General features: G+C 64.1%; 14 protein-coding genes. 8 read left to right on the top strand and 6 right to left on the bottom strand.

Features of this window, described 5'->3' with window-relative positions:
* Positions 1-189: 189 nt before the first annotated feature.
* Together msrA and AC1RTA_RS15585 are read left to right on the top strand one after the other, a co-directional pair.
* Positions 190-750: a peptide-methionine (S)-S-oxide reductase MsrA gene (gene msrA, locus AC1RTA_RS15580; protein WP_492785245.1), complete on the top strand. Its 561-nt coding sequence runs from the start codon at positions 190-192 to the stop codon at positions 748-750.
* Positions 751-794: 44 nt separating this feature from the next.
* The gene (locus AC1RTA_RS15585) at positions 795-1,139 is read left to right on the top strand and encodes an FKBP-type peptidyl-prolyl cis-trans isomerase (RefSeq protein ID WP_014236438.1); all 345 of its coding nucleotides are present in this window, start codon (positions 795-797) and stop codon (positions 1,137-1,139) included.
* A 6-nt stretch (positions 1,140-1,145) separates the two neighbouring features.
* On the opposite strand, the gene AC1RTA_RS15590 is transcribed toward AC1RTA_RS15585, so the two are convergent.
* Positions 1,146-2,108: an alpha/beta fold hydrolase gene (locus AC1RTA_RS15590; protein ID WP_492785246.1), complete on the bottom strand. Its 963-nt coding sequence runs from the start codon at positions 2,106-2,108 to the stop codon at positions 1,146-1,148.
* Between AC1RTA_RS15590 and AC1RTA_RS15595 the strand changes: the two genes are divergently transcribed.
* The gene (locus AC1RTA_RS15595; protein ID WP_492785247.1) at positions 2,107-3,072 is read left to right on the top strand and encodes an MBL fold metallo-hydrolase; all 966 of its coding nucleotides are present in this window, start codon (positions 2,107-2,109) and stop codon (positions 3,070-3,072) included. The genes AC1RTA_RS15590 and AC1RTA_RS15595 overlap by 2 nt on opposite strands.
* A gap of 11 nt (positions 3,073-3,083) precedes the next feature.
* On the opposite strand, the gene corA is transcribed toward AC1RTA_RS15595, so the two are convergent.
* Entirely contained in the window at positions 3,084-4,157 is a 1,074-nt protein-coding gene (gene corA, locus AC1RTA_RS15600) for a magnesium/cobalt transporter CorA (protein ID WP_492785248.1), read from the bottom strand.
* Positions 4,158-4,227: 70 nt separating this feature from the next.
* Between corA and tcdA the strand changes: the two genes are divergently transcribed.
* Positions 4,228-5,016, top strand: coding sequence for a tRNA cyclic N6-threonylcarbamoyladenosine(37) synthase TcdA (tcdA, locus tag AC1RTA_RS15605; protein WP_492785249.1), 789 nt, complete (start codon positions 4,228-4,230; stop codon positions 5,014-5,016).
* Here tcdA and AC1RTA_RS15610 read toward each other — a convergent pair.
* Positions 5,013-6,119, bottom strand: a complete 1,107-nt coding sequence (locus tag AC1RTA_RS15610; RefSeq protein ID WP_492785250.1) for an HD-GYP domain-containing protein — start codon at positions 6,117-6,119, stop codon at positions 5,013-5,015. The two genes, tcdA and AC1RTA_RS15610, sit on opposite strands and share 4 nt — an antisense overlap.
* Before the next feature lie 162 nt (positions 6,120-6,281).
* Here AC1RTA_RS15610 and AC1RTA_RS15615 point away from each other — a divergent pair, with 162 nt between their 5' ends.
* Positions 6,282-6,692, top strand: coding sequence for a hemerythrin domain-containing protein (locus AC1RTA_RS15615; protein ID WP_014236444.1), 411 nt, complete (start codon positions 6,282-6,284; stop codon positions 6,690-6,692).
* 50 nt (positions 6,693-6,742) lie between these two features.
* Here the strand turns inward: AC1RTA_RS15615 and AC1RTA_RS15620 are convergent, their stop codons facing one another.
* Entirely contained in the window at positions 6,743-6,952 is a 210-nt protein-coding gene (locus tag AC1RTA_RS15620; protein WP_492785251.1) for a hypothetical protein, read from the bottom strand.
* A gap of 135 nt (positions 6,953-7,087) precedes the next feature.
* Between AC1RTA_RS15620 and AC1RTA_RS15625 the strand changes: the two genes are divergently transcribed.
* Together AC1RTA_RS15625 and AC1RTA_RS15630 are read left to right on the top strand one after the other, a co-directional pair.
* Positions 7,088-7,297 carry a hypothetical protein gene (locus AC1RTA_RS15625; protein WP_014236446.1) on the top strand — a complete coding sequence of 70 codons (210 nt, stop codon included), beginning with the start codon at positions 7,088-7,090 and terminating at the stop codon, positions 7,295-7,297.
* Positions 7,298-7,481: 184 nt separating this feature from the next.
* Entirely contained in the window at positions 7,482-9,407 is a 1,926-nt protein-coding gene (locus tag AC1RTA_RS15630; RefSeq protein WP_492785252.1) for a DEAD/DEAH box helicase, read from the top strand.
* 84 nt (positions 9,408-9,491) lie between these two features.
* On the opposite strand, the gene AC1RTA_RS15635 is transcribed toward AC1RTA_RS15630, so the two are convergent.
* On the bottom strand, positions 9,492-9,923 hold the full coding sequence (locus AC1RTA_RS15635) for a MaoC family dehydratase (protein WP_014236448.1): 432 nt from the start codon (positions 9,921-9,923) through the stop codon (positions 9,492-9,494).
* A gap of 323 nt (positions 9,924-10,246) precedes the next feature.
* Here AC1RTA_RS15635 and AC1RTA_RS15640 point away from each other — a divergent pair, with 323 nt between their 5' ends.
* On the top strand, positions 10,247-11,137 hold the full coding sequence (locus tag AC1RTA_RS15640) for a hypothetical protein (RefSeq protein WP_492785253.1): 891 nt from the start codon (positions 10,247-10,249) through the stop codon (positions 11,135-11,137).
* On the opposite strand, the gene AC1RTA_RS15645 is transcribed toward AC1RTA_RS15640, so the two are convergent.
* A partial coding sequence (locus AC1RTA_RS15645) for an aminotransferase-like domain-containing protein (RefSeq protein WP_492785254.1) occupies positions 11,134-12,349 on the bottom strand: 1,216 nt, incomplete at its 5' end. The genes AC1RTA_RS15640 and AC1RTA_RS15645 overlap by 4 nt on opposite strands.

The raw sequence follows: 12,349 nt of genomic DNA on the forward strand, positions 1-12,349 counted from the left end.
GTGCGAAAGTAGGTCACCGCCAGGCTCCCCTTACAACACCCCAGCTACCTCGTGGCTGGGGTGTTTCTATTTGTACCCTCAAAATCTCCCCCCAATCAAAAACGGCCTCCTGGTGACTTGAACTGTCGCAAGGGGAGCATTCGCATTGAATTTATTTACCTCCTGATGGTCCATTTCGATCCACCCGCAATGGAAACCAACATGACATTAGGCAATGTTGAGGTAGATCATCTGACCCTGGGCGGAGGCTGTTTCTGGTGTCTGGAAGCGGTATTCCGTCGTCTTGATGGCGTACTGTCCGTAGAACCGGGCTATAGCGGTGGGCGCACCGAGGCCCCGGATTATGAGGCCGTATGCACCGGAACGACGGGTCATGCAGAGGTTGTACGGATTACCTTCGATCCAGCTCGAATTGGCTTTCAAGCCTTGCTACAGGTGTTTTTCAGTAGCCATGACCCCACCACTGTCAATCGACAAGGGCATGACATAGGCTCCCAGTACCGCTCGGTCATATTCTTCGCCAGTCCCCTGCAGGAAGCGCTGGCAAAGCAGTTCATCGCTGACCTTCAGGCCCGGCGGCCCAGCCCCATCGTCACGGAATTGCTGCCTCTGGGGCCTTTCCATCAGGCGGAAGCGTATCATCGCGACTATTACGCGCGAAATGCCGCTCAACCCTATTGCCAGCTGGTGATTGCGCCGAAGCTGCAGCAACTCAAGCGGGATTTTCCGGATCGCCTGAGCGCTGTCTGAACAATAATTGCAGCCCCTTTTTCCCCTAACTTTCAGGAGACTTCATGAGTACTACCACCACTGCTTCCGGCCTGATCATTGAAGAACTGGTCCTGGGCGACGGCGTCGAAGCCAAGGCCGGCGACATCGTTACCGTGCATTACACCGGTTGGCTGACGGATGGCCAGAAGTTTGATTCCTCCAAGGATCGTAATGATCCTTTCGAGTTCATGCTGGGGGCCCGCCACGTCATTGCCGGCTGGGATGAGGGGGTGCAGGGAATGAAGATCGGCGGGAGCCGCAAGCTCACCATTCCGCCGGAACTGGGCTATGGAGCCCGTGGTGCCGGCGGTGTAATCCCCCCCAATGCAACCCTGGTATTCGAAGTGGAGATGCTGGCCTGTCGTTAAGCTCGGTTAACCACCGATAAACGTCCGCAGGTCCCGGACGAAACGCTCCCTCTGCCACTGGTGGGGGGAGTGGTCCGTACCTTCGTAGATGTGCAGCAGGGCCCGGGGTATGCGGGCCGCGACATAGTGCGCGGTGCTGCTGTGATAGAAGTTACTTTCGCCGCCGTAAATCAGCAGAGCCGGAATGTGGATCTGCTGCAGCACATCCCGGTAATCCGCTTCCGTCAAACTCTGCCAGCAGGCAATCAAGGGTTTGGGGGGCAACTGACTTAACCATTCCCGAGCCTTGGCCCAGCCCTTGGCATTCTCTTCGTATTTTTCCCTGGCGCGCCGATTCAGACCCAGGGCCCCCAGGCGTAGCACGGCTTCAGGAAAGTCCTGTTCCAGTTCGTTGATGAAGGCGCCGGAGCGATGCTCGTCGAAATCCCCATAAACACCGTGGGGCCAGTCTGCGGCCGTCACCAGCTTAGGTGACTGGTCGATCAGGCAAATCTTCCCCAGGCGCTCGCAGCCGTAATCACGGATGTACTGCCACAGGGTCAGGGCACCCATGGAGTGGCCGACAGCCACCACCTCTTCCAAATCGTAGGTCTCCAGCAGATTACGCAAATCCCTGGCCATGCGCTGTACGGTCGGCAGAGTCGGCTGGCTCAGGGTGTGGCCGCCATGACCACGGGCGTCCCAACGCCACACCCGATGGTGGGTGTTGAGGTCCTGCAGGAAGGGGAACCACTCCTGATGGCTGGACGTCCACCCGTGCAGCATCACAATCGGCGGCGTTCCGTTGCCGGAAACGTGCAGGTGGATCTTCTCTCCGTCGTCTGCAAAAAAATGACTCATGGCTGGCCGGTGCGTAGCGTTGAAAAAGGAATAAGGCGAGGCTCCCACAGAGTGGCTCGGGTGGCAATACGCCTCAGTACGGTGCTCCGCTACAATAACCCCACACTCAACAAGAATGATGGAGACCATGAACAACACCGAACTGGGATTGATCCCCTATGAGCAGGGTGTATATGCCCTGGAATCCGGCTATGGCCGCCCCCATCTGGCGGCCATTCATCTCATCGTGGATGAGGGACGGGTAGCGGTCGTGGATACGGCCAACAATGCTTCCCTGCCCCGCGTCCAGTCGGCCCTGGCGGCATTGGGGCTGACGGCGGATTGCGTGGACTACGTGGTTCTCACCCACATCCATCTGGACCATGCGGGCGGTGCCGGGGCGTATATGCAGGCCTTCGACAATGCCCGTCTGGTGGTCCACCCCCGGGGCGCACGGCACATGGCCGAGCCGTCCAAGCTTTGGGCCGGCGTGGTGGCCGTCTATGGGGAGTCCCGGGCCCGGGACTTCTACGGGGAGCTGATCCCGGTGCCCGCCGAACGGATCATCGAGGCCGGCCACGGAACCTGCCTGCAGTTGGGTAATCGGGAGCTGCTGTGCCTGGATTTGCCCGGCCATGCCAAGCATCATTTGGGGCTGGTGGATCGCAAGGGGGGCGGCATCTTTACCGGCGATACCTTCGGCCTGTCCTACCGGGAACTGGACCTCCAGGTTGGGGACGAACTGAAACAGTTCGTCTTCCCCACCACGACACCGGTCCAGTTCGATCCGGCGGCCATGCATGCCTCCATCGACCTGCTGCTTTCCTTTGACCTGCCCTACATGTTCCTCACCCATTTCAGCCGGGTGCATGACGTCAAGCGCCTGGGGGCCGACCTGCATCGCCTGCTGGACGCCCACGTGGCGCTGGTCGAAGCCGTGGAAGGGGGCGGTCAGGTGCGCCAGGAAAAGCTGGTGGCCGGTCTCAACGACCTGCTGCTGGCAGAGGCGAAGCGCTACGGCTGGACCGTGCCGGAAGCGCAACTGCTGGAGATCTTTGCCCTGGATATCGAGCTTAATGCCCAGGGGCTGGCCTTCTGGCTGGACAACCGCTAGGAGTCGGTTGCTCAGCCGATCAGGCGCCGTCGCCAGAAGGCCGCCAGCATGATGGTGGCGATGGCGCCCATCAGTCCCATGGCGAACCAGAATCCATCGGGGTGTTCCAGCCAGGGCATGACATGGAAGTTCATGCCGAAGACGCCGGCAATCAGGGTAGCCGGCATGAAAATGGTGGCCACCACGGTGAGTGCCCGGACCTCCATGTTCACCCGGTTGCTGACTGCGGAGAGGTAGACGTCCAGCAGGCCGGTCAGCAGGTCCCGCAGGTCCTCCAGGGACTCGATCAGATGGACGGTGTGATCGTAGACGTCGCGCAGGTAGAGCACCGTTTCCGCCCGGAAGAACCCGTCATGGCTGCGTAGCAGGACGTTGAGCACCTCCCGCAGGGGCCAGATGGCACGGCGCAGGGTGGTGATCTGCCGCTTGTGCCGGTGGATGGACTGCAACACCCCCGGCCGGGGGCGCCGGTTGATGAGGGAAGTCTCCAGAATTTCGGCATGGTCGCCCACCTGCTCGACCAGGGCGAAATAGCGATCCACCAGGGAGTCCAGCAGGGAATAGGCCAGATAGTCGGCGCCGAGGCGGCGAACTTGGTTGCGATTGGCCCGCAGCCGCTCCCGCAGGGCGTCAAAGGTGCCGGAGGGCCGCTCCTGGAAAGTGAGGACAAAATCCTTGCCCAGGATGATGCTGACCTGGTCGCTGGCCAGTTGGCGGCTGTGGGGCACGTAATCGAAGAGGCGCGCCACCAGGTAGAGATAGTCCTCGTAGTCGTCGACCTTGGGCCGCTGGTCGGTGTTGAGGATGTCTTCCAGCACCAGGGGGTGCAGGCCGAAACGTTTGCCGATGGCGGCCATCAGGTCCGGGTCCTGCAGGCCATAAACATTGAGCCAGAGAGTGCAGCCAGGGCGCCGGACCAGCCCGTCGATCTGCTCCCGGCTGCTCAACTCCTGCTCGTACAGACCGTTGCTGTCGTACTCGAGCAGCATCAGCGTGGGCGTGCTGGTCTTCACCTCGCCGAGATGGACCAGGCTGCCGGGCTCCAGCCCTGCCTTTTGGGAACGCAGTTTCTTGTCATGGCTCATGATGCAACCATGGTAGCAGCCCGGGCCCCGGGCAGCCAGGGAGCTGCGGCCTGGGGTATCATCGCCCGCCATGAACCAAATCGACTCCTCCCCCGATTACGAGCGCCGCTTCGGTGGCGTTGCCCGGCTCTACGGAACCCAGGCCCTGGCCCGCTTCCGGGCGGCCCATGTGTGCGTGGTCGGTATCGGCGGCGTTGGCTCCTGGAGCGTGGAAGCCCTGGCACGCAGCGGAGTGGGGGCCCTGACTCTGATCGATCTGGACCATGTGGCCGAATCCAATCTGAATCGGCAGATCCATGCCCTGGAGGCCACCCTGGGCCAGGCGAAGATCGAAGCCATGGCCGGGCGGGTGCGGCAGATCAATCCGGACTGCCGGCTGACCCTGGTGGACGACTTCGTCGAGCCCGACAACCTGGATGCCCTGCTCGGGGCCTTGCCGCCGGTGGATTATCTGGTGGATGCCATCGACGGGGTGCGGGCGAAAACCGCCATGCTGGCCTGGTGCCGGCGCCATGACTGGCCGGTGGTGACGGCCGGGGCGGCCGGCGGACAGATGGACCCGACCATGATCCGGGTTGCCGATCTCTCCCGTACCGTCCAGGACCCCCTGCTGGCCAAGGTGCGGGGCCAGTTGCGTAAGAGCCACGGCTTTCCCAAGGACCCGAAAAAGAAGTTCGGCATTGACGCCGTCTATTCGGAAGAGCCCCTGCGCTATCCCGATACGGCCTGTTCAGCACCGGCCGGTGGCAGTGCAGCCGGCCTCAATTGCGCCGGCTTCGGTTCCGCCGTCACCGTGACCGCCAGCTTCGGCCTGGTGGCCGCGTCCGTCGTCCTGCGCCGGCTGGCCGCCTCCGTCTAGTCGGCCGCTTCCACCTGGCGCCGGATGACGGCGTTGAAGGGGGCGATCCATTCCGGGGCGAACTGCTTGTCGCAGGCGTTGACCTCGGCAATGGCCCGCAGCACGGAGCGGGTATGGCCCCGCTGGCCATGTTTCAGGGTGACCGCCTCGAAGGCATCCACAATGGCCAGGATCTTGGCCCCGTCGCAGATGTCCTTTTGCCCCAGGCCCTTGGGGTAGCCGGCGCCGTCGGGCATTTCGTGGTGTTCCGCCACCATGCGGGCAGCCTCCTCCCAGCCCTCCATGCGCTGCAGCAGGCCGGCCCCCTGCAGCGGATGCTGACGCAGTTGCTGCTTTTCCTCGTCCGTCATGCGGCCCACCTTGAGCCAGACCGATTCGGGGACGAACATCATGCCAAGGTCGTGCATGTAGACCGCGGCTGCCAGCTGCACCGGGTCCACCGGCTTGCCTGCTTCCGCATTGGTGTCCAGGGCCAGTTTCAGCAGCCTGGCGCTGCGGCCCTTGAAGAGGGGGGAGCGGTTCTCGAACTGTTGGGCCAGGCTGCGGAAGAAGCGCAGGTCGTTGGCCAGATGTTCGTTGCTGCGCAGAACCGGCCGGGCCTGCCGCGGCGCAGTGCCGATGCTGGCGATGGGCTGGAAGCCGGTGACCGCCTCGATCAGTTCGGCACTGTACTGGTCCACTTCGGCCGGCTGGCAGCCGCCCAGGGCGTCGAGGCCCTGGATCAGCTTGTCCAGGCGCAGGTTTTCCACCGAGCGGCCGGCACCAATGGCGTCGATGGCCAGCTCCAGGCGGTCCAGGGCCAGCAGTACGGCTTCGCCGATGAGGTCGGAGAACTGCAGCTGTCCTTCCCGCAGGCGGGAGAGGATGGATTCGATGGGATGGGCGATGCGCACCGCCAGGTCCAGCTTGCACAGGGCGGCGTCGCCCTTTATGGTGTGTACGGCGCGGAAGAGATCGGCCAGTACGGCCCGGTCCTCCGGGGCATTCTTCAAACGGCCGATGTCCCTTTCGATGGCGGGGATGTGGTCCCCCAGGGCATCCACGAAATCCTGGAAAATTTCCGGGTCCGGGATCAGCGGGTTCAGCGTCTTGACGTTGCTCATGCTTTGTCTCCCCCTCTTGTTTGTTGGTATCAGTTTAATCCAGGCAGCAGCGCCCACCAGGGAAAAGTGCGGCTTATGGCATATCCGCAATTTTTAATGTGCATCAAAATGGCGGTGCACTTCAAAATGGATAATAACCGTACGTTTTATATGGATTAAGTGATGCCTCTGATGCCCTGGCTGCCCCAGTACGACCTGGGCTGCGCTCCCATGGATCACACCCACAAGGAGTTCGTGGAGTGGATCAACCGCCTAGCCGAAATTGCCGATGACCAGTTCCTGGATGGCTTCGACCAGTTCCTGGCCCACACCGTGGATCATTTCGAGCAGGAAGACCGCTGGATGGAGGCCTCCAACTTTCTTCCCATCCACTGCCATATGGATGAACATCGGCGAGTCCTGCAGACCCTGCAGAGCATCCGCCGCTTCGTCAGCCGGGGCGACATTTCCATCGGGCGCAAGGCCGTGGCGGAACTGGTGGACTGGTTCACCACCCATGCCGCCACTATGGATACGGCCCTGGCCGTGCATATGCGCAACGTGGGTTACGCTCCCGTTCCGCTGGCGGCCTGAAGCGCCGCCTATCCTTTCTCTTCCCCGCCCTGCGGACGGGGCTGCCAGCATCAGTGGCGAAAGCGTTTGGCCGTTTTTTCGCCGGTCACGGGCATGTCGCTTTCTGCCAGACCGGAAACCTGGGCAAAGCAGCCATCCAGCGGACACACTCTCCCCGGCGGGCAGCCGTGCTCCAAGGCGCATTGCCGTTGAGTCTGATCGGTCAGGACCATTTCGTGGACCGCTTCGCAGCGGCCGATGGAGCCATCGAAGAAGCTCATGACGTTCTCCTTAGCGTTCATGCCGGGGGGAAATCCCTACTTCGAGTATAGGCATCCGGCACCGCGTTTGCCGGGAAAAAGCTCGTAATCTCCGATATTTAGGAGTACAGTACGCCCTTCCCGTTGGAAGCCCCCATGTTGCGTATCGTCTGCATCGCGCTTCTTCTTTCCCTGACTGCCTGTGGCCTGGCCGACACCGCCACCACGGCTGCAGCAGGCGGAGCCGCCAAGGCTCAGGAAGTTCAGCAGGCCAAAGAGACCCAGGAAAAGCTGCAGGGACAGCTGGAACAGGCGGGTCGGCAGGGGCAGGAACGGGTTGATGCCGCAGAGCGGGAAGCGCGTTAAGGCGCTTTGATCCTCGCGGTTGTGGCCGTCGGGCCGGAGACATCCGTCTTCGGGGTTCGGCGGAAGTGGGCGCCTCGGCTTTTCCGGGGCTTGGTCGGGTCAATGATGACCCCAAATTGGCTGGCGATTCCCTGCGCTTGACCTGAGCTGCCTCGAGCGGCTCCACCTCATTACTGGAAGCTCCATGACATCCTCTGTCGACACCTTTGCCCAATTGGGCCTCTCCGAACCCATTCTGCAGGCACTGACCGATGTGGGTTATGAAACCCCGTCCTCCATCCAGGCTGAATGCATTCCCCTGCTGATGGAAGGCAAGGACCTGCTGGGCATGGCCCAGACCGGTACCGGCAAGACCGCCGCCTTCGCCCTGCCTCTGCTGCAGAAGCTGGACGTGACCCAGCGTTTCCCCCAGGCCCTGGTCCTGGCCCCCACCCGCGAGCTGGCTATTCAGGTGGCCGAGGCCTGTCAGAAGTACGCCAAGCACCTGCCCGGTTTCCACGTGCTGCCCATTTACGGCGGCCAGAGCCTGGGCATCCAGCTGAAGCAGCTGCAGCGCGGCGCTCACGTCATCATCGGCACCCCGGGCCGGGTCATGGACCACCTGGAGCGCAAGAGCCTGGACCTGTCCCGCCTGAAGACCCTGGTGCTGGACGAGGCCGACGAAATGCTGCGCATGGGCTTCATCGACGACGTCGAGTGGATCCTCGAGCACATCCCCGCCGAGCGCCAGACCGCCCTGTTCTCCGCCACCATGCCGGAGCAGATCCGCCGTGTCGCCCAGAAGTACCTGCGCGATCCCCAGGAAGTGAAGATCAAGTCCGCCACCAGCACCGTCTCCGCTATCCAGCAGCGCTACTGGCAGGTTTCCGGCCTGCACAAGCTGGATGCCCTGACCCGCATCATGGAAGTGGAAGACAGCCTGGACGCCGCCATCATCTTCGTGCGCACCAAGACCGCCACCGAAGAACTGGCCCAGAAGCTGGAAGCCCGGGGCTACGCCGCTGCCGCCCTCAACGGGGACATGAACCAGGCCAGCCGCGAGCGTGTCATCGAGCAGCTGAAGAGCGGCGGCCTGGACATCGTCATCGCCACCGACGTGGCCGCCCGCGGCATCGACGTGCCCCGTGTCAGCCACGTCATCAACTACGACATTCCCTACGACGTCGAAGCCTATGTGCACCGTATCGGTCGCACCGGCCGCGCCGGCCGTACCGGCACCGCCATCCTCTTCGTTTCCCCCCGGGAAATGCGCATGCTGCGCACCATCGAAAAGGTGACGCGCCAGAACATCTCCCCCCTGCGTCTGCCGACCAAGCAGGACGTGGCCGACCGCCGCGTCGCCCAGTTCAAGCAGCAGGTCATCAAGACCCTGGAGGCCGGCGAGCTGTCCTTCTTTGAAGAGGTGGTGACCCAGATCGAGGAAGAGGCCAATGTGGGCGCCCACGAAGTGGCCGCCGCCCTGGCTTTCCTGGTGCAGAAGTCCCGCCCCCTGCTGATGCCGGAAAAGGAAGTGCGCAGCTTCGAGGCCGATTCGGCCGAGGGCCGCCCCGAGCGCAAGGAACGTTTCGAGCGTCCCGAACGGGGCGAGCGTTTCGAACGCAAAGAGCGTCCGGAGCGGGGTGAGCGCCCCGAGCGGAGCGACGCCAAGAAGGGCAAGGGCCGGGATCTGGGCAACGTCGGCAACATGGTGCGCTACCGCATCGAGGTGGGCCGCAACCAGGGCGCCACGCCCAAGGACATCGTCGGCTGCATCGCCAACGAAGCCGATATCCAGAGCCGCTACATCGGCCACATTGCCCTGTTCGACGAGTACTCCACCGTGGAACTGCCGGACAGCCTGCCCAAGGATGCCCTGATGCTGCTCAAGGAGGTGGAGATCAAGCAGTGTCCCCTGCTGATCCACCGTCTCGACGGCGAATCCGAGGTGATCGCTCCGCCCCGTCGCAAGTGGGGCGGCGATGTGGACGGCAACCGCGCTCCCCGCGGTGCGGCTCCCGGCGGCAAGGGCGGCTTCAGCAAGCCCGGTTTCGGCAACAAGAAGCCCGGTGGCGCCGGCGGTTTCGGCGGCAACAAGCCGCCGGCCAAGCGCCGCGCGCCGCGGGAAGGCTGAGGCCTGAACCCGTACCCGGCCTAGCCGGGAGCAAAACAGAAGGGGCGCCGCGGCGCCCCTTTTTTCATGGCAGAAAAACTGCCGTCAGCCCTTGCTGGAAGTGCACATCAGGGTGGCTTCGCCCTCGATCACCGGCTTGCCGCCGACGGTGCAGACGGTGTCCAGCACCACCCGCTTTTTCTCCACCAGGACTTCCTTGACCGTGACCGTGGCGGTGACGGTGTCGCCGGGGCGCACCGGCGCCTTGAACTTCAGGGTCTGGCCCAGGTAGATGCTGCCGGGGCCGGGCAGGCGGGTGCCGAGCACGGCGGAGATGAAACCGACGGACAGCATGCCGTGGGCAATGCGTCCGCCGAACATGGTGGTCTTGGCGAATTCCTCGTTCATGTGCACCGCATTGGTGTCCATGGTGATGCCGGCGAAGAGGACGATGTCCGCTTCGGTCACGGTCTTGGCGGTGCTGGCGCTCATGCCGGGTTGCAGGTCTTCGATGTTGTAGCCGTTCAGTGCATTCATCCAGTTTCTCCGGTTATTGTCATGGTGATTCGCGGGGCTCGCCCGATGGTGCCTCCCGAGCCCATGCAGCCATGATAACGCTGGCATGTGACAAAAAGTTTTGCTGTGCAGCATGGAGGGCGGCCCCTTCGGCTGCCTTGCCGGGCGGCGGCACTTCTTGCCGCCGCTGGTGACCAGGAAATACCGGGCTTCCCCGGCACCGTGCCGGAGATGGCGTCCCTATTGGCTCTCCGGGCAATGCCGGGAATCGGCCGGAAAACGGGCCTGCTTTTTGCAATACTAGGCACAGGATCAACGGGGGTCTTTTCCCCGAAGGAGGTCATATGTCGATCGACGGAACATCGGATGCGGGCCGGGATCTGGCCCTGCGCATCGCCACATTCAAGGCCCAGAGCCTGGCCGAACTGACCGGCGGCGGCAAGACCGGCAGCAGCGAGGGCTTCGGCGCCCTGCTTGCCAGCCTCAAGGGCGGCGCTGCCGCGGTCGAGTCTGCCGCCGGCAGCAGCGGTGTCCAGGGGCTTTCGCCCACCGGACGCAACGAGGCCCTGTTCAACCCGGAGTCGGCCTATCGCATGATGAGCGAGATCAACTACCGGAACGTGCTCTACAAGGGCCAGTTCGCCGAGCTGAGCCAGATGCAGACATCCCTGGAGACGATGGCCGCCGCGGGCACTGCCCTGGGAAGCGTCGATGCCGGCAGCAGCGACGACGCCATCCGCCAGAAGCTGGCGCAGTTCGTCAGCGACTACAACGCCTGGCGCACCGGCTTCGACGAAGACATGCAGCAGGGCGGCATCCTGGCCGACACCCAGGCGGCCCAGGTGGCCGGCTACGAGCTGGAGCAGAGCGTGGAGAATCCCTTCAATGGCGCCGACCTGGGACTGCGGGGTATGCCTGATCTGGGCTTGAGCATCGACCCGGTGACCAAGCAGGCGGTGCTGGACGAGGCCGCCCTGAGCCGTGCCCTGCAGCAGAACCGGGAAGGGGTGGTGGCGGCGGTGCAGCAGTTCAGCGGCAACTTCGTCAAATCGGCCGAGCTGCTGACCTCCTCCAACAACTTCTTCGATCGCCAGCTGGACAACCTGAGCCGGGCCATCACCTATATCGCCGACAACCAGTCCTCCCTGCAGCAGGAGTTCGGCCTGGGCGACACCTATCAGCCGAAGGGCAAGCTGGCGGCAGCCCTGGCGGCCTACGAGCGGATGCTGGCCTAGGCCAGCTCGCCGACGATGGCTCCGAGGCGGCGCAGGGCGGCGTCGATGGCCGGGGTATAGGGGGCGCCGCAGTTGAGGCGGAGATAGCCGTCGAAGCGGTTGGAGTTGGAGAACATCAGCCCCGGCGCAATGAAAATGCCTTCGCCCAGGGCCCGTTCAAAAACCTTCCGGGACGAGACGCCCGGCGGCAGCTGCACCCACAGGGCCAGCCCGCCCTGGGGCCGGGCCGCCAGGGTGCCGGCGGGAAAATACTCAAGCACCGCCTCCGTGGTGCGCCGGCGCTGGCTGCCGAGGGCCGCCCGCAGGCGTCGCAGGTGGCGGTCGTAGGCGCTGGAACCCATGAAATCGGCGGCTACCAGTTGCCCCAGGGCCTCGTTCTGCCGGCTCTGGGCGTATTTCAGCATCTCCACCCGGGCCTGCCAGCGGCCGGCGCTGATCCAGCCCAGGCGCAGCCCCGGTGCCAGCACTTTGTGCAGGGAGGCGCAGTGGATGACGCCGCCCTGCCGGTCCCAATGCTTGAGGGCCGGCAGCACCGTATCGTCTTCCCCCAGGGGGCTGTAGGTGTCGTCCTCGATCAGGGCAATGCCCCGTGCGGCACAGAGACTTACCAGCCGCGCCTTGTGGGCCTCGGGCATGGTGCAGCCGAGGGGGTTCTGCAGGTGGGGCACCACCACCAGGGCGGCGATGGGGCCGTAATGGTCGCAGGCCAGCTCCAGGGCTTCCAGGGACAGGCCGGTCTGGGGGCTGGTGGGAATTTCCAGGGCCTTCAGGCCCAGGGTTTCCAGTACCTGCAGCAGCCCGTAGAAGGTGGGAGATTCCACCGCCACCGTGTCGCCGGGCTGGGTCACGGCCCGCAGGGCCAGGTTGAGGGCCTCCATGCAGCCCTGGGTGACGACGATCTCCTCCGCCCCCAGGTTCATGCCCGCGTCCAGGGCACGCCGGGCCAGCACCTGCAGGAAGTCGGGACAGCCGTTGGGCGGCGGGGCGCTGACCAGCAGGTCGGGATGGCGCCGCAGGGCCCGGGCCGCCGCCAGGCGCAGGGCCTCGCCCGGATACAGTTCGGGGGCGCTGCGGGCGCTGGAAAAATTTACCCTGACCGGCTGCTGGCGGCCCCGGGCGATGATTTCCGAGACCCGGCCGTGGATGCCGACGAACTGGGCCGGGTCCGGCAACTGGCCGGCCCGGGGCTCGCTCGGCAGGGGCCCGGCGGGG

The organism is Azospira sp. MPR-E4 (genome assembly GCF_058809645.1).